General features: G+C 69.9%; 17 protein-coding genes and 2 pseudogenes. 12 read left to right on the top strand and 7 right to left on the bottom strand.

The annotated features are described in order from the left end of the window. Positions 1-47 precede the first annotated feature (47 nt). A complete protein-coding gene (locus ACZ4FV_RS43080) occupies positions 48-833 on the top strand; it encodes an ABC transporter permease (RefSeq protein WP_395861837.1) in 786 nt (261 codons plus the stop codon). A 139-nt stretch (positions 834-972) separates the two neighbouring features. On the opposite strand, the gene ACZ4FV_RS43075 is transcribed toward ACZ4FV_RS43080, so the two are convergent. Further along, a complete protein-coding gene (locus ACZ4FV_RS43075) occupies positions 973-2,508 on the bottom strand; it encodes a serine hydrolase domain-containing protein (RefSeq protein ID WP_395861458.1) in 1,536 nt (511 codons plus the stop codon). A gap of 434 nt (positions 2,509-2,942) precedes the next feature. Between ACZ4FV_RS43075 and ACZ4FV_RS43070 the strand changes: the two genes are divergently transcribed. Continuing rightward, complete coding sequence (locus ACZ4FV_RS43070) at positions 2,943-3,164, top strand: hypothetical protein (protein ID WP_465326287.1); 222 nt, start codon at positions 2,943-2,945, stop codon at positions 3,162-3,164. Further along, positions 3,142-3,639 (top strand): annotated as a pseudogene (locus ACZ4FV_RS43065) (IS5 family transposase); the annotation flags it as partial. The gene ACZ4FV_RS43070 and the pseudogene ACZ4FV_RS43065, both read left to right, overlap by 23 nt. Before the next feature lie 412 nt (positions 3,640-4,051). Here the strand turns inward: ACZ4FV_RS43065 and ACZ4FV_RS43060 are convergent. From ACZ4FV_RS43060 to ACZ4FV_RS43050, 3 genes and pseudogenes are all read right to left on the bottom strand, one after another. Continuing rightward, on the bottom strand, positions 4,052-4,405 hold the full coding sequence (locus ACZ4FV_RS43060) for a hypothetical protein (protein WP_465326284.1): 354 nt from the start codon (positions 4,403-4,405) through the stop codon (positions 4,052-4,054). A gap of 218 nt (positions 4,406-4,623) precedes the next feature. Further along, positions 4,624-5,689, bottom strand: a pseudogene (locus ACZ4FV_RS43055) (PucR family transcriptional regulator); the annotation flags it as partial. Between the two features lie 67 nt (positions 5,690-5,756). Next, the gene (locus tag ACZ4FV_RS43050) at positions 5,757-6,143 is read right to left on the bottom strand and encodes a YciI family protein (protein WP_395861482.1); all 387 of its coding nucleotides are present in this window, start codon (positions 6,141-6,143) and stop codon (positions 5,757-5,759) included. A 1,203-nt stretch (positions 6,144-7,346) separates the two neighbouring features. Between ACZ4FV_RS43050 and ACZ4FV_RS43045 the strand changes: the two genes are divergently transcribed. Beyond that, positions 7,347-7,520: a hypothetical protein gene (locus tag ACZ4FV_RS43045; protein ID WP_465326282.1), complete on the top strand. Its 174-nt coding sequence runs from the start codon at positions 7,347-7,349 to the stop codon at positions 7,518-7,520. Between the two features lie 76 nt (positions 7,521-7,596). Here the strand turns inward: ACZ4FV_RS43045 and ACZ4FV_RS43040 are convergent, their stop codons facing one another. Continuing rightward, entirely contained in the window at positions 7,597-8,250 is a 654-nt protein-coding gene (locus tag ACZ4FV_RS43040) for a DinB family protein (RefSeq protein ID WP_395861484.1), read from the bottom strand. 324 nt (positions 8,251-8,574) lie between these two features. Here ACZ4FV_RS43040 and ACZ4FV_RS43035 point away from each other — a divergent pair, with 324 nt between their 5' ends. From ACZ4FV_RS43035 to ACZ4FV_RS43025, 3 genes are read left to right on the top strand one after another with little or no spacing between them, the layout of a single operon-like run. Next, positions 8,575-8,991: a phage holin family protein gene (locus tag ACZ4FV_RS43035; protein WP_395861486.1), complete on the top strand. Its 417-nt coding sequence runs from the start codon at positions 8,575-8,577 to the stop codon at positions 8,989-8,991. Continuing rightward, positions 8,988-9,452 carry a DUF3618 domain-containing protein gene (locus tag ACZ4FV_RS43030; RefSeq protein WP_465326279.1) on the top strand — a complete coding sequence of 155 codons (465 nt, stop codon included), beginning with the start codon at positions 8,988-8,990 and terminating at the stop codon, positions 9,450-9,452. The genes ACZ4FV_RS43035 and ACZ4FV_RS43030 overlap by 4 nt, the downstream gene beginning before the upstream one ends. Beyond that, the gene (locus ACZ4FV_RS43025; RefSeq protein ID WP_465326277.1) at positions 9,449-9,715 is read left to right on the top strand and encodes a DUF4235 domain-containing protein; all 267 of its coding nucleotides are present in this window, start codon (positions 9,449-9,451) and stop codon (positions 9,713-9,715) included. Before ACZ4FV_RS43030 ends, ACZ4FV_RS43025 begins: the two co-directional genes overlap by 4 nt. Positions 9,716-9,815: 100 nt before the next feature. Here the strand turns inward: ACZ4FV_RS43025 and ACZ4FV_RS43020 are convergent, their stop codons facing one another. Next, positions 9,816-10,424, bottom strand: a complete 609-nt coding sequence (locus tag ACZ4FV_RS43020) for a TetR/AcrR family transcriptional regulator (protein ID WP_465326275.1) — start codon at positions 10,422-10,424, stop codon at positions 9,816-9,818. A 143-nt stretch (positions 10,425-10,567) separates the two neighbouring features. Here ACZ4FV_RS43020 and ACZ4FV_RS43015 point away from each other — a divergent pair, with 143 nt between their 5' ends. From ACZ4FV_RS43015 to ACZ4FV_RS43005, 3 genes are all read left to right on the top strand, one after another. Beyond that, the gene (locus ACZ4FV_RS43015) at positions 10,568-11,371 is read left to right on the top strand and encodes an alpha/beta fold hydrolase (protein ID WP_402235159.1); all 804 of its coding nucleotides are present in this window, start codon (positions 10,568-10,570) and stop codon (positions 11,369-11,371) included. Between the two features lie 169 nt (positions 11,372-11,540). Further along, positions 11,541-11,684: a hypothetical protein gene (locus ACZ4FV_RS43010; protein WP_395861493.1), complete on the top strand. Its 144-nt coding sequence runs from the start codon at positions 11,541-11,543 to the stop codon at positions 11,682-11,684. Positions 11,685-11,820: 136 nt separating this feature from the next. Further along, positions 11,821-12,363, top strand: a complete 543-nt coding sequence (locus ACZ4FV_RS43005; protein WP_465326272.1) for a GNAT family N-acetyltransferase — start codon at positions 11,821-11,823, stop codon at positions 12,361-12,363. A gap of 486 nt (positions 12,364-12,849) precedes the next feature. Here the strand turns inward: ACZ4FV_RS43005 and ACZ4FV_RS43000 are convergent, their stop codons facing one another. Then, positions 12,850-13,320: an SRPBCC family protein gene (locus tag ACZ4FV_RS43000; RefSeq protein ID WP_465326269.1), complete on the bottom strand. Its 471-nt coding sequence runs from the start codon at positions 13,318-13,320 to the stop codon at positions 12,850-12,852. Positions 13,321-13,655: 335 nt separating this feature from the next. On the opposite strand from ACZ4FV_RS43000, the gene ACZ4FV_RS42995 reads away from it, so the two are divergent. Both ACZ4FV_RS42995 and ACZ4FV_RS42990 read left to right on the top strand, forming a co-directional pair. After that, positions 13,656-14,138, top strand: a complete 483-nt coding sequence (locus ACZ4FV_RS42995) for a hypothetical protein (RefSeq protein WP_465326267.1) — start codon at positions 13,656-13,658, stop codon at positions 14,136-14,138. Positions 14,139-14,518: 380 nt separating this feature from the next. After that, entirely contained in the window at positions 14,519-14,956 is a 438-nt protein-coding gene (locus tag ACZ4FV_RS42990; protein ID WP_395861501.1) for an SRPBCC family protein, read from the top strand. The last annotated feature ends 250 nt before the right edge of the window (positions 14,957-15,206 follow it).

Raw genomic sequence — 15,206 nt, 5'->3', positions numbered from 1 at the left:
ACCGCCGGGCGTGAGCAATTTGTGGGAGGTGGCCGAGCGTGAGCACGATGACAACGGCGCGGATGGTCGAGACGGGTTCGATGTTCCCGGCCGCCGTGCGCGCCGAATGGACAAAGATCCGTTCGGTGCCCTCGACCGGATGGCTGCCCCTGGTGACCGTGGTTCTGATCGCCGGAGTGAGCACCCTCGTCGGCGCGTTCGTCGCCGAGGGGCAACGCCGGGAGGACGGCGGCGAATACGACCCCTTCACCCTGGTGCACTACGGCGTAAACTTCGGGCAGATGGCACTCGTGGCCTTCGCCGTCCTCGCCGTGGCCGGAGAGTACGGCAGCGGCACGATTCGCTCGTCGCTGGCGGCGGTGCCCGATCGCCGGGTGTTCGCCACCGCGAAGTTGACGGTGATCACCGCGATCGCCCTGGTCACCGCCGTCGCATCGAGCCTGAGCTGCACGCTGCTCGCCCGCTTGGTCATGCCCGCCGGCGACATCTCTCTGACCGCGTCGGAGACTTGGCGGACGGCGTTCGGACACGTCGCGTATCTGACCCTGTTGGCCGTGCTGTGTGCGGGAGCCGCATTCCTGCTGCGCACCCCGATGGCCTCGATGGGCCTGCTGATGCCCCTGTTGTTCCTGGGCACGGCCGCGCTCACGGCCATACCCGGGGTGCGCGAGGTGGCCCGGTTCCTGCCGGACAAGGCAGGCCAACGCATCATGCGACTGCGCGACTTCAATGCGCACGAGGTCGACCCGTGGCTGGGCATCGGTGTCATGGCCGTGTGGGCGATGGCGGCGACCGTCGCCGCGCTGGCCGCAGTCCGCAGGCGCGACGCGTAACGGCCCCGGCCGGCGTGATCGGGGTGGGTCGGGCAGCCGGCCCAATCCTCACCACCACACGCCAATTGCCCGGGGCCACTTCGGGCACTCCACCGGTGTCGTGCCCCGAGCGGTCATCCGGCATCCGGACTGCGCGGCGTCAGGTGATCTGTGGCAGCACGCGGTCGCTCTGGCACACGTAGCGCGTGCCGTCCAGGGTGAAGCACTTGAGCGGCTCCCAGTCGCGAACGCCGGGCAGGCGGTGGACGTAGAGGTCCCGGCCGGCGGGGTGGAGCTCGAACTCGCTGGGGGTGCCTCCCGTGAAGGTCCGGCGCAGGAACAGCCCACCGCCGCGTTCGAGGATCTCTTCGAGCACCCCCACGCGTTGGTATCGGCCCAGGTAGCCTCCCGCGTCGTGCGGTGGCCTGGTGCCGTCGGGGGCGTGCGGCGGGCGGGGCGCGACGCCGGCGAGGTCGGTGAAGATCTCCCGGTACAGGTCGTGGTAGAGCGCCTGGGCGTCGCCTCCGTTGGTGAGCAGAACGACCGCGAGACGGGCGTCGGGCAGTACACGAAGGTAGGACGACTGACCCTGGGTCCTGCCGTCGTGGCCGTACACGGACCGACCGTTCCAGTCCCAACGGGCCCACCCCAGGCCCCAGCTGTCGCCGGTGTCCGGGGTGTTGGGCGTGGCCGTCTGGAACGAGCGCATCTCCTCGGCGGCGCGCGCCGACAGCAGCCGGGTGCCGTCGGGCCCGAGGCCGTCGTTCAGGTGCAGGCGGACGAAGGCGAGCACGTCGCCGACACTGGAGCACACGATGCCGCACGGGCCCTGCGAGCGGGGCATCCACGTGGGGTCGACGCGCGGCCGCCCGTCCGGTCCCGAGGTGTGACCGGCGGCGGCGCGATGCGCGAGCACGTCCTCCGGCAACGTGTGGCTGCGGGTCAGGCCCAGCGGCCTGATCACGCGTTCGCGCAGCGCGGTGTCCCAGGTCGTGCCGGTGCGGCGTTCGATCAGCCGGCCGGCGAGGATCAGGCCGACGTTGCAGTACGAGTGCGCGCGGCCCAGCGGGTGGACCGCCGGAACGTCCTTGAGCAGGGCGGTGAACCGCTCCAGGCAGTCGTCGCCGCGTCCGGTGTCGGGGAGCACGTCGCCGTCGATCCCGCTGGTGTGGGCGAGCAGGTGACGCAGCGTCAGGCGCCTGGTCCGGTCGGGGTCGGGCAGTCGCAGCTCGGGCAGGTAGCGTACGACCGGAGTGTCGAGGTCGATTGCGCCCTCGTCCACCAGGCGCATGGCGAGTGTGGCGGTCCAGACCTTGGTGATGGAGCCGATCTGCCAGAGCGTGTCGGGCGTGGCCTCGATACGGTCGTCGGCGTTGGCCAGACCGGTGGCGACCTTGACGACCCGGTCGCCGGCCAGAATGCCCAACGAGGCGCCGGGGACCTGGTGTCGGGCGGCCAGCGTGGCGAGCCTGGAGCGCCAGTGCCGGGCCGTGGACGTGTCACCCGCACTGTCCGCCTCGGCCGGTGGTGCGTCGCTCGCGGACGCGGCAGGCGCGGCGCCGACGACCACCGTTCCGGCCGTGCCCGCCACCGCGGCGGCGGCCAGCGAACCGCGCAGCACGGTGCGCCGGGTGGGTGTGCTTCGGGTGCCGTCGGCGGCTTCCGCCGAGGAAGGGATCCGGGGAGGGTGGGTCACGAGTCTGCCTTTCGATCGATGTCGGTCGTGCAGGCGGGGAAGCGACCGGACCGTGCGCGCCCGAAGACGCCGACGACCGTCTTGCCGTCGTCGCCCCGGGAACACGGCGTCCACACGCGACGCGTCCCGGCGACGTCGCGCTCCGGGTGCGGGCGCGTCGCTGCCCCGTTCGACGAGAGTAGGAAGCGGGGTCTCGAGCGGCATCGTTCTCACGTGGGAGGACTCGGATACCTCTCCGGTTCCCCTTACGCCCACCGCCGGTCGCGCGAACCCAGGACGAAGATCAGCCGTCCGGGGGGTTCGGACGTCCGCGTCGGTGTGGTGCGTGACCTTGCGCTCGGTGCCCGAGCCCACGACGACCGCCCGGTGAACCGACGACGTGGTGCTTTCGACACAGGGCGCCGAGCGGCCACGAGGCCGTCCGGGACGTCCCGATGCGCACCGGACGGCCCGACCGTGGGCGGATCCCGCTGATCGACGCGGGGGCGACGGCGCGGATCCAGGGCCCCGACCATCGGCACTGCCGCGACGTGGTCCGCGCGCACCTGGAGACCGAGGAGCCGCGCTTGTGCTGCCGGGGCGCACGCGCGAACGTGCACGCTTCCGACATGCTGCTCCAGTTCCCGAACGGCCGGGAGACGTCCGTCTTGGTGTGATCATCGGCAGGTGGTCGATGGGGTGTTGTGGCGGTTGCGCGCGGGTGTCCGTGGCGGGACGTCCCGGCACGGTATGGGCCGTGGCAGGCGGTGTATGAGCGTTTCTCCCGGTGGGAGGCGGACGGGACGTGGTCCGTGCTGCGCGAGCACGTGCGGGTGCGTGACGACGCGGTCGGCCGAGTCGACTGGTCGGTGTCGGTGGACTCCACAATCGTCCGCGCCCACCAACACGCATCCGGCGCACGGGGGTTGCGGATACGCGGACCAACCTGCCGGCGTGGAGCGTGCGGCGGCGGGCGCGGCGCGTTCGGCTCGCGAGGCTCTCGGCCGCTCGCGGGGCGGGTTGACCAAGATGCTGCACGTCGCGGTGGACGGGCGGGGCCTGCCGCTGTCGCTCGTGGTCACCCCGGGATTTCGGTCTGGTCGAGGCCCACGCGGTGGACATCGCGGCTCAGGACGGCCGCCGAGAGCGCCGGGGCAGGGCGGCCGGGGAGATGAGGAGCAGGCACAGTGTGGTGGGTTTGGGGAGTGGTTTGCCGACTCGGGATGCAGCTTTCGTCGGGCTTGTCGGCCGGGCTTGTCGGCCGGGCTTTCGCGCCCCGGGGTTTAGACGTGTGCCGGTGGGTTGCAACTCGCGCCCGATCGGGTCGAGGCGCGTACGACTGCCTGTCGTGGGAGCAGGGAGCGGCCGACGTGCGTGACGATCAGCCGGCCTGCTCCGGCCGCGCGGGCGGTGTTGCCGGCGTCCCCGGCGGGCCGTACAGGGGGACGCGCGGCCGGAGTTCGCCGTGGGACGACGGGCGCCCGGTCGCCACCTCACCCCACCGCCGAGGTCCGCTCGCGCGAAACTCGCGCGGGATCGGCGCCGTCGCGAACATCATGTACGGTCACTGCTCGTGGACGCGCCTGCACACGACGAATCCGTCTGCGTCTTTCGTGCATTCGAAAACGGGCTGAGAGAACCCCGCCGTCGTTGTTGCACCCGAATCATCTCCGTCAGCCTCGGGGTAATACGCGAGCGAGAAGTGCCGGGCCGCGCTGGGGTACTTGTCGAGCAGACCGCGAAACTCCACGATCAGTCCGTCGAACTCCTCCGGGATGGTTTCGTTCCTGTTGCGCTGCTCCGTCATGGTGGCCTCCCTGTTCGGAGAAGCGCTGATACCGCTTCGAGGGGCAGTCACAGCCATCGACGCCGTACCACCGCTTGAGAACTTCACGCCGTCGCCCACCTCCAGCTTCACACGACGAACGCGCGTTCGCAGCGTGCGCACCAGGAGGCGCTGCGCCGGCTGCTGCCGCCGGAGAAGTCGATGCACGTCCAGGCGTCTCGGTGCGTCGCGCGTCGGCGAATGCCAAGGGCCGGCCGGACACCGTTGCCGGTGCCACGGCCCTCGCGCCGCGGCGATAGACGACGTCCGCGAGTGCCGACCCGCTGCGCCGGCCCTCCGGGTATCCGTAGTCAGCGCCGCCCGCCCAGGATGATCTTCCAGACGCGCGTTGCCACCTGCAGATTGAGCCGGGTGTCCACATCCGCCAGGTCGCGGTGGCTGATCTCACGGATGCGCTGCAGCCGGTAGCGCAGGGTGCTGCGGTGGACCATCAGCGCGGCGGCCGCTTCGTCGTAGTTGCCTCCGCAGTCGAAGTAGCGCGAGAGCGTCTCCACCAACTCCGTGTCGTGCCCTGCGTCGTAGTCGATCAGCCGGCCGAGCCACTCTCGCACGAAGTCTTCGAGCTCCCGGAGATCGTTTCCGGGCCCCAGGATCCGGTACAGCCCGAGGTCGTCGAAAAACGTCGTCCCGCTGCGCCGGCGGGAGTTCTGCCGCACCTCCAGGGCCCGCAGTGCCTCCTGATAACAGCGGGGAATGCCTTCCGGGGAGTCGCAGCGGGTGCTCACCCCGAGTGCTCCGTCGGGCGTCCCCAGCTCACGGGCCAGCGCTGTGTACACGGCATCGTCGTCGGGCCTGGCTTCGGTCAGCAGGACCATCCGGTCGCCGCGCCGGGTGATCAGCGGACGGGTCGCCGAGGTGGCCGTCGCCTGCTCGACGGCACGGGTGAAGGAACTGCTCACGGCGTTTCCCGGCCAGTGCACCACGACCACGTAGTGCGTACGTTGCAGGTCGTGGCCGACGGCTTCGGCCCGGGCGTAGGCGCTCGTCTCGTCGGTGCCCTCCAACAGGTCGTCGATCAGTCGGCGGCCCAGCCGCGTTTCGACCTCGGCGAGTTCGCGCATATGCATGAGCTCTTGGGCGAGCGACTGCTGGGCGTGATCCAAGGCGAACCTGGTGCGCTCGTTGGCCGTCGCTTCGGGGTCCTCGATGGCGAGTACGCCGAGGACGTCACCGCGCGGGCGGGCCAGGGCGATCAACCGGTCCTCGACTCTGACCGGGCCCGCCTCGCGCGCGACCTGCCGCAGCATCTCTTCCTGGTGGGTCGAGGACCGCACCGGATAGGGACCGCACCGGATAGGGATCGGGCCGGTCGGGACCGGCCCAGGACCTCAGGTTGCCGAACCGGTCCTCGACGACCGGCACACGACGGCGCCGCCGGGCCACGAACCGCGGCGGCCACTCTGTCGCGCGTCCCGGTCTGCCGCTACCCGGGTGGGTGGGGGAGCGGTGACGAGGCGGAGGAACGCCCGCTGTGGCAGTTCGACGACACCACCCCCTGAGCCTCGGGCGGACTCTGGGCGCGCCGACCATCGAGGCGGATCGTCCATGGCTCGACGCCGTCCACTCGAAGGTGCGTCCCGCTCCACGGATCACGCGCGAGCATGGCACGGACGGTGTCCTGCGATTCGGCCTCGACGACGAGCACCACGCGATGCTCGTCGGCGAGTGGTCCGCCCAACACGACGACACCCGAATTCACGAGCTCGTCCATAAAGGATGCGTGGGCGGGCCAGTCGGACTGCTCCTGCATGGGGCGGGACGGATCCCAGTGCGGACCGGAGCGGCGGAGAAAGACGAGGAACACAGCCACGCTTCGACTCTACCGAACCGCGGGAGGACAGCAGGCCGCACGCCTGCGTCGCACCCACGAAGGGCCCTGGGCCCCCGCGCCGTCGTTGCGGATGTGCACGAGCGGTTTGCGGTCGGGCTGCGCGGCCCGAAGTGCCGCTACTCGCTGGGCTGGGGAGGGGCGACGAAGCTGACGAGTGCACGCTGTGCCTGTCCGACGTGCACCTCTTGGGCCTCCGCCGACTCGATCCCCGGCCACACACGGCCCCGCCGACTGTGGGACGAAGCAGCGGCCGCATACCGCTGGTGGGAGGACCACGGCCGGCCGGAGAGCACCCGATTCGGCGTGCGCTCGACGGGAACGGACAGCGGTACCGGCGTGATCACCCGTGACGACAGGAGCACTTCTCGCTGCTGTTCCTCGGCATCGCAGACGGGCTCGGCACACACGAGTTCAGCATCCGAGTGGTCCCAGGCACCGCCGGCCGAGCACGGTGGCCGGACGCCGGCGCCGCATGTTCGAAGACGGGCGACGGGTACCGGCGGGTGAGATGCTCGCAGGCTGCGATCCCAGTACGTCGCGAGGCAAACCGAAGTCGGGTTTGACGGCCGCCGTGGGGAGCCGCAACTCCGGGCCGCAGGAAAGCACTTCCACTTGTGGGGTTCGCCCGACCGACCACGCCTCGACGGTAGTGAGGTGTTGTTCTTCATGTGTGAGCCGCATGGCTCTGCGGCGGGTCGGAGTACACGGAACAGAAGTGCGGCCGCCTACACTCCGCTGTGTCCGCGCGATGTGGATACGACCGACCGGACAGCGCACCCCACTGGTTGCGGTACCTCGCGATGGAAGCAGTAGCGAAGCACATTCGGTTGGCGGGCCAGTCGGTCCTCGGAGAGTTCGGGGACTCGAGCGTTGTCCAACGCATGGTGTCGAGGGCTGGGCGGTGGACTCGATCGCGGCGCGCAGCTTTTCGAGACGGTCTCGACGCGAGGCCGGAAGGCACCGGAGCGATCGCTGCGGTAGTCCGGTGTTTTTCGCGAAGTAGTTCCGGCCACACGATCGAAGGTGACCACCGGTCGCGCGTGGGCGGAAGGGGTGTTGAATCGGGTACGAGCGACGCCGAACGACCGTCCCCACGAGCCTGACCCGTTCGTGGCCGTGACCTGGATCCGGGGCTCGGTGACAAGCCCTGTGCGACGCCGGACCCACGTCGGCGACAGGCGCTTGGTCGAGCCGCTGCCCCACATCTCGGCGATCGCCGACGACGGCGACGCCGCGCTGCGCCCGATCGGCCGACTCCTGAACGCAGGCACGAGCGGCCCGGCGTGCCACGGGCTCGATGCGCAGTTCCTGTCCACGACGAGACGATTACGCCATGGGTTGCTCAAGACGGAATAGCCAAACTCGGGGCCGAGGCTGACCTGCCGCCGTTCACGGTTCGTTGCGCGTGCCTTGTACGGACGTGTCGTTCGAGTCATGTGCTGCCGAGGGGCGCGCCGTGCCAGCGCCAGTCGGTCCGGCGGGGGCGATCGGGCGTCTCGACGCGTCCGGTGGCCCACAGCAGGGTCGACCATGGTGTGTCGATGACGGGCACGTCGGGGAACAGACGCGCGAGGGCCCGCTCGCTCAGATCCTGCGGGGGCTCCCAGGCACGGTCCAGGCCCTGGGTGATGTCGTGGGTGTGGACGAGTGTCTCGACGACGCCCATGGCTGCGAAGCCCTCCGGGTCGGAGGCTCCGAAGACGTGTGGTGCCAAGGTGGTTGCGGCCGTGGTGTCCACGACGGTTGCGAGCAGTCCACCGCAAGCCTCCACGACGGTCAGGAGCCCCTCCGGCCCTGCCTCGTGGTCTCCGAAGATGACGTTGGCCGGGCCGCCGGGGCGGTTGCGGGAAACACGCAGCGGGACACGTGGCACGCCCATGGGCTCCGCGAGCCCGAACCGCAGGGCATAGGTGAGCAGGTCGTCCGCGAGGTGGCCGAGAGTCTCCCAACACGTCCATTCCAGGCTTCCGGCCCGGTCGTGCCAGCGGGCCGCGGGAACGCCTTCCAAGGCGTCGAGGCAGTGGGCGACGGCTCGGCGTACGTGTTTCCCCGACACCGGCTCGTACGGTTCTGTGGACTGTGGCATGCGAGGACCCTACAAAGCCGGGTCGAGGTGCTCTCGAGCCGCCACATGCAGCTCTCGGATCACCGCGCTGGTGGCCGACCCCGCGAGTCGCAGTCCTCGCGTCGCCTACGCCTACGTGTCCTGAGCCTGCTCGCCGAGGCGGCCGATGTCTCCGAGCGTCGTCGACGACGTTCCGCAGCCCGGTGAGGAGAACAGTGGGCGGGTGAGTGACCTGCGGGTTGTGGGGTAGCCGCGCTCGTATGCCCCCATCACCCGGGAGCGAGGTCGTTGGCCGCCGTCGCGCCGAGGAACTGCACCGAGCGCGAGGAGGAAGGTGAGGATTCCATGAGCACCGTTGGACAGCCGGGCCGCGGCGGTTCCCAGGAGTCGATGGGCGATCTCGTCTCGCGAGCGTCGCAGCAGATTTCCGAGTTGGTCCGCGAAGAGATGCAGCTGGCCCGGGTGGAGATGACCCAAAAGGGCAAACGCTTCGGGCTGGGCGGCGGCCTGTTCGGCGGCGCCGGCCTGGTCGGCATCCTGGCCGCGCAGGCCCTCGTCGTCACCGTGATCGCAGCCTTGGCCCTGCTCCTGCCGGTGTGGGCCTCGGCTCTGATCACCGCCGCCCTGCTGGCGGCGATCGCCGCAGGAATGGCCGCCGCCGGGAAGAAGCAGATCGCCAAGGCCGGCACCCCCGCACCCGAACAGACCATCGACAGCGTCAAGGCCGACGTCGCCGCGATCAAGGAGAGAGCACACCGATGACCCACGAACCCCAGGACGAGAAATCCGCGCCCACACCAGAACAACTGCGCGAGAAGATCGAGGATACCCGCGACGAACTCGGCCGCACGGTGGAGGCGCTGGCGGCCAAGGCCGACGTCAAGGCCCAGGCCAAGACGAAGGCGGCCGACATCAAGGAACAGACCGCCGAGAAGGCCGCTCACCTCACCGACCAACTCCGGGACAAAGCGGCCCAGGCCACCGAACTGGTCAAGGACAAAACGCCCGACCCGGTCCTCGACAAGGCGACCCACGCCGCCGCCCACGTCCGCGACGGTGTGGCCCGCGCCGGACACCTCGCCGCCGACAAGACCCCCGCCCCGGTCCGCGAGAAGGCCCAAACGGCCGCGACCACGGCAAAGGCCAACCGGACCCCGCTGGTCGGCGCAGCGGTCGTGGTGATTGCCCTCGTGCTGCTGCACCGAGGCCGGAAGCGCCGGTGAAGATGTCCAAGGTCGCCTACAAGCCGGTCGGCCTGGTGCTCGGTGCCACCAGCGGCATGATCGCCGGCGCGGCCTTCAAGCAGGCGTGGAAGATGATCGGCCACGACGACGACGCCCCCGATGCCACCGACGAGGACCGCACCTGGTCCCGGGTTCTGCTCGCAGCCGGCCTGCAAGGGGCGATCTTCGCCGTCGTCACGGCCGCCGTCGACCGCGGTGGCGCGGCAGCCACCCGGCGTTTGACCGGCACTTGGCCCGGCTGAACCGGGTAAACCCCCGCCGCTCGGTGGTGGGCGCAGCCCGGCCTGCGGTCGGGTGTTGCACCCGGCAGATGCGCGTGAGTGGGCGAGGCCGGGGCGGTGGTCAGCGGTAGGCGGCGAGGAAGACGCGGGCGCCGGCGGCGGCGTAGCGGTCGAGGTCGGCTTCGGTGTGCCGGACGCTGCCGGTGAACATGGCCTTGTTCACGGGGATCCACAGCAGCAGGCCGGAGAAGTGGTTCGCGGCCAGGAGTGTGTCGTCGATGCGGAGGAGCCCTTGGTCGGCCAGGCGCTGGAAGGTTGTCGCCAGCGTGGTGAGCCCTCGTTGGAAGCCTCGCTCGTACCACTCGGTTCCCAGGTCGGGGAAGACGTCGGCGTTGGCGATGATCAGGCGCCGCAGCTGGATCACGCGGGGGTCGGTGAGGGCGGTCAGGAACCGACGGGCGAGCCGGGTCAGGCTCTCTTCCAGGTTGGCGTCGTCGGTAAGGAGGTCGGCCGGCAGGTTGATCGTGGTGTCGAGCCGGTCGGTGGTGGCCAGGACGATGTCGGCGAAGAGCTTCTCCTTGTCGGAGAAGTGCTTGTAGACGGTCTGTTTGGACACCGCGGCCAGCTTCGCGATGTCGTCCATGCTCGTTCCCGCGTATCCCTTGTCCAGGAAAACGCTGGTCGCGGCCTCCAGAATCGCCTCGTGCTTGCGCGCTGAACGGCTGTCCATCATCGGCTCCTTCGCTTTGCGTCTGCCCCTCCTGCGGAACAGTACTGGACTGACCAGTACCCATGTGGGTACTGTACCGTCCAGTTCTGAAGCGGGCTTCTCGGCCCTGCGCACGCGCAGATATATGGATGGAGTGGTTTTTCATGGACAAGGTGTTCTCCGCCGACGGCACGGCCATCGCCTACGAGCGGCAGGGCTCGGGCCCTGCGGTGGTGCTCGTCGGCGGCGCTTTCATGACGCGCGGCGATTCCGCCGAACTCGCCGGCCTGCTGGCCGAGCACTGCACCGTCATCACGTACGACCGCCGGGGCCGTGGCGACAGCGGGGACGGCCCGGAGTACGACGTACAGCGCGAGGTCGAGGACCTGGACGCCCTGATCGGGCGCGCGGGCGGTGAGGCGATGGTCTTCGGCATGTCCTCCGGCGCCGTACTGGCGCTGGAGGCCGTCGCCCGGGGCAGTGCCGTCTCCAGGCTGGCCATGTACGAGCCGCCCTTCATCACCGACTCCAGCCGCCCACCGTTGCCCGCCGACTACGTCGCCCATCTGACGGACCTCGTGAAGCAGGGGGCGTACGGTGACGCCGTGGCCTACTTCATGACCGCGGCCGTGGGCATGCCCGCCGAGGTCGTCGCCGGGATGCGGCAGGCGCCCTTCTGGGCGGGTATGGAAGCCACCGCCCGCACCCTGCCCTATGACGGCCGGGTCATGGGTGACACCATGTCCGGTCGGCCCCTGCCCGCCGACCGTTGGCGGTCTGTGACGGTGCCCGTTCTCGTCGGCAGCGGGGACGCGGGCGCTCCGCACATGCTTACCGGCGCGCGGGAACTCGCCGCACTGGCCGACAACTTCACCCTGCACGTCTTCCCGGGCCAGGAGCACAACATCGGCCCGGAGCTCCTCGCCCCCGTCCTGACCGGCTTCTTCACCACCGGAAAGCAGGCATGAGCAAGGTCTTCGCCAGTCCGGGCATGTCGGGCCCCGGCTGCTCAGCTTCGCCGACGCCGTCGGCGAGATCGCCCGGGCGAGCGGACACGAGATCACCTACGTCCAGGTCCCTGCCGACGCGTACGCGGCCGCGCTCGCCGAACACGAAGTCCCCGCAGAGGTCGCCCGGTTGCTGCTGTTCCTGTTCACCGAGGTGCTGGACGGACGCAACGAGCACGTCTGCGACGGCGTGCGCCGCGCCCTGGGACGCGAGCCCCGCGACTTCGCCGACTACGCCCGTGACGCCGCCGCGCGCGGTGCCTGGAAGGTGTGACCGCGAGCGGCCCCTGGTCGCTCTCACCGGCCCACGATCTCGGGCGTCCGCACAGCCGGTGAGTCCGCCGACGCATGTACCGGCCCGCTGCGAATATCCGGTGGCGGGCTTTTGCGCCGGTGGTGAGGATCGCGGCATGAATCTCTTGGAGACCGATCGGCTCGTGTTGCGCGCGTTCACCGAGGCCGACGTCGACGACCTGGTCGCGTTGGACAACGACCCGGAAGTCATGCGCTTCATCAACGGTGGCCGGCCCACGAGCCGCGAGACGATCCGGGCACAGGTCCTGCCCGGGCTGCTGCACGACCACCCGTGCTTCGGGACCCGCGGCTACTGGGCCGCGCAGGAGAGGGACGGCGGAACCTTCCTGGGCTGGTTCGAATTCCGTCCCCTGGACGACCGCAGCCCCGCCGTGGTGGAACTGGGCTATCGGCTGAACAGGGCCGCCTGGGGCAAGGGCTACGCCACCGAGGGGTCATGCGCGCTGATCGACAAGGGGTTCACGGACCTCGGCGTGGAGCGAGTGACCGCGAACACCATGTCGGTCAACGCGGGATCGCGGCGTGTGATGGAGAAGGCGGGTCTGTCGTTCCTTCGCCACTTCACCGGGGACTGGCCGGAGGCGATCGAAGGTTCCGAGCACGGCGAAGTCGAGTACGAACTCACCCGGACCACGTAGGAGCAACGTTCGTAGGAGTCGGGCGCAACAGGCCATGCGTGTTCGGGACCGTCCCGGACCCGCATTGACGTGTTCGGGACAGGGGCCCACGCCCGACCAGGGCTGCTCCGACCCGCGGGCCTGTTCGGGACCGCCGCGGACAGGCCCATGCGCCCTCGGCGCGATCCGTCCGGAGCCGTACCCGGGGACGGGGCCCGGTTCCGCCGTGCCGGTTTCGTGGGCCGGGTGAGGTCACCAGGCGGTGAGGGCTCCGGCGACGCTGCAGACCCCGTCTGACAGGTGGGCGAAGAAGTCGTGAGAGCGGAGGTGACGACGGATTTCGCCTCCACCGCAGAACGGTGGGCCTGCCCGGGCCTCCGGTCGTCGACGAGCTGGACCTGCCGGGAAACGACTGCGGGCTGCTCGCGGGGGCGCGTCGCGAAGGCAAACCGTTCCTGGAGCGATGCACCGCCGGAATACCGGGCGCCGACGCCCGCGAACGCGGCGTCAGCCGTCATGCCCGCGGTCTGTCGTCGAAAATCGGCGACCCTCGAGGTGGGCGGCGAGGCCGTCGAGGAGCATGTTGCTGCCGGCCTCGGTCCGGTCGCGGTTCTCGACGCTGTCGCAGGTCTGCGAGACGACGATGTCGGTGCGGGTGCCCCGATCGGTCAGTTCGACAGTCATGACGTCGGGTTCCGCGCGTCCGGGGACGTCCATCGCGACGACCAGGCGGCGCTTCTCGACGACCTCGAGGTACGAGCCGGTGATGGGGAACTGTCGACCGTCCGGGAGCACCACGGTGCCGCTCCACGAGCCGCCGGGTCGGGCGTCGAGGGTGACGTCTTTCGTGCCCGCCCACTGCCCGTACTGCTCGGCTATGGTCCATGCCTGCCAGACGTCCGCGACGGGGGCGTCGAGGGTGCGAGCGATCGTGTAGCGGAAGCCGTCGGTGGTCGCGGCCTCGTTGTTCTCGATCATGGGGATCCCCTTTCGTTCAGGCCCTCTTTTCGCGAGGGCGGGCTGTTCACCGACCGGTTGCCCCCTGTTACGGGTGGGCGGAGCGCCACCGCCGCGGCCGTGTCGTGGACGAGGGCAGGGGAGCGGTATGCCCGGTCGCGGGTGTGCCGTTCGTGTACTCCTTCAGAGGCGGCGAAAATCGAGGAGGCGTCCATGCGGGTCGACACCCCTGCGCGATTCTTGCGACTGGGTAGAGCCTCTTCGGTCGAGACGGGTGGCGACAACGGCTTTCGGGTGGGACCGAATGTCCCTGGCCACCGGGCCACGGTGCCCAGCAAACGGATAATGGGGGACGCATGTTACGTATTCACTTCACCGCGCAGGATCTGGCAGGGTTGGTGTCCGCACACCACCGCGCGCTTCCGATCAGCGAGGTGGTGATGAGTCTGCGGGTCCCGCGCCAGGGTTCCGCCTCGCCGTTTCGTGCGTGGCGGCCTCACGTGCTGGAACGGCTGCCTCCTCGCGCGTCGTTGCTCGGGTCGTTGGTCCCGGCTGTCGGCCGGGTACCGGACTTCCTCACCCCCAGCGCGTCGGCGTTCCCCGGTACGGGGGTCTTCGAGGCGATACGAGCTACGTCGCGCGAGCGCCTCGCCATCGATGTGCACCGCCTGTCATCGCACCGCCGCCCGCCCGCGTGGGTGCGGCAACTGGCCGACGGAGACCGAGACACCCTGGACACGGTGGCCGACACCCTGGCGGCGTACCACGACATCGCCATAGCGCCGTTCACCGAAGGCGAGGACGAGTTCGGGATCCTCTCGTTCGCCGCAGAACGATAGTCGCCGGCAGACCCGCGATCCGCACCGCCGCCGCATCCGGCGACTCGTCCCGCAACAGCGATCCGCACACGACGCGGTAACCCATGGCACGAGACGCCCTGGGCAACAGGACCTCCACGACGACGTCGCGCGCGCCCTCGACCGCTCCGAGGCGGCGCTCGTCCGGCACACGCGGCTCGGCCGACCCCCATCGGGCGGACGACCGCATGGAGCCGGCGGCGCCGTTCCCGAGTCTCGCGTCGTGGGCACGCCCGAAGCGTCGATGACGAAGACTTCCGACGTCGTCGGCGATCTCGGATGCCCTCGGCGGGTACGGGTCGGGGACAACGCCGCACAGGCCCGGCCGCATCACGGCACACCGCCGAGAAGGAGTCGAAGACATGGTCGACGTACAACGCACGTTCACCGTCCCACGCCCGATCGACGAGGTCGTGTCCTATCTGCGGGACTTCTCCCATGCCGTGCATTGGGACCCCGGCACGCACGAGTGCACCCGGATCGATTCCGGACCCATCGGAGTGGGTTCCCGATGGCACAACGTCTCCGAGTTTCGTGGCAGGCACACCGAACTCGCCTACGAACTGACCCGCTCCGAACCCGCGCGACTGACCTTCGTCGGCACCAACAAGACCGCCACCTCCACGGACGACCTCACCTTCGAACCGGCCGGAAGCAGCACGAAGATCACCTACCGCTCCCACGTCCGCTTCCACGGCCTGGCTCGACTTGCGGATCCGTTCCTGCGCCGCGAGTTCGAGCGTCTCGGTGACGAGCTGCTCCGCACTCTGCCTCGCGCCGTGACGGACCGACGAGACTGAGCCCGAGATCGCCCACGGTGATTGCGGCGCGGGGTATGGGCTGCCGCGCAAGCACTGCTCTGCCACCGTATCGACCACACCGATGCCACGCGGTGGGGCCGGTCGTGCGTTGTCGCAGCCCCGGACGGGCCAACGCAGGCGTCGCGTGAATGCGATTGTCGGCGGCGGCTCAATTTCGGTTCTGGATCAATTTCCGTGCCAGAGCCACGGAGGGTCACCGGAGCCGCGATCATGAACGGTCGTGGCTGAC

The organism is Embleya sp. NPDC025285 (assembly GCF_055558835.1).
This window is presented reverse-complemented; position numbering and strand designations above follow the sequence as displayed.

Coding starts and splice junctions, on each gene's coding strand:
- ACZ4FV_RS43080 (WP_395861837.1), top strand. CDS start 48: ATGACAACGGCGCGGATGGTCGAGACGGGTTCGATGTTCCCGGCCGCC.
- ACZ4FV_RS43070 (WP_465326287.1), top strand. CDS start 2,943: ATGCGCACCGGACGGCCCGACCGTGGGCGGATCCCGCTGATCGACGCG.
- ACZ4FV_RS43040 (WP_395861484.1), bottom strand. CDS start 8,250: ATGCCACAGTCCACAGAACCGTACGAGCCGGTGTCGGGGAAACACGTA.
- ACZ4FV_RS43035 (WP_395861486.1), top strand. CDS start 8,575: ATGAGCACCGTTGGACAGCCGGGCCGCGGCGGTTCCCAGGAGTCGATG.
- ACZ4FV_RS43030 (WP_465326279.1), top strand. CDS start 8,988: ATGACCCACGAACCCCAGGACGAGAAATCCGCGCCCACACCAGAACAA.
- ACZ4FV_RS43020 (WP_465326275.1), bottom strand. CDS start 10,424: ATGGACAGCCGTTCAGCGCGCAAGCACGAGGCGATTCTGGAGGCCGCG.
- ACZ4FV_RS43015 (WP_402235159.1), top strand. CDS start 10,568: ATGGACAAGGTGTTCTCCGCCGACGGCACGGCCATCGCCTACGAGCGG.
- ACZ4FV_RS43005 (WP_465326272.1), top strand. CDS start 11,821: ATGAATCTCTTGGAGACCGATCGGCTCGTGTTGCGCGCGTTCACCGAG.
- ACZ4FV_RS43000 (WP_465326269.1), bottom strand. CDS start 13,320: ATGATCGAGAACAACGAGGCCGCGACCACCGACGGCTTCCGCTACACG.
- ACZ4FV_RS42995 (WP_465326267.1), top strand. CDS start 13,656: ATGTTACGTATTCACTTCACCGCGCAGGATCTGGCAGGGTTGGTGTCC.
- ACZ4FV_RS42990 (WP_395861501.1), top strand. CDS start 14,519: ATGGTCGACGTACAACGCACGTTCACCGTCCCACGCCCGATCGACGAG.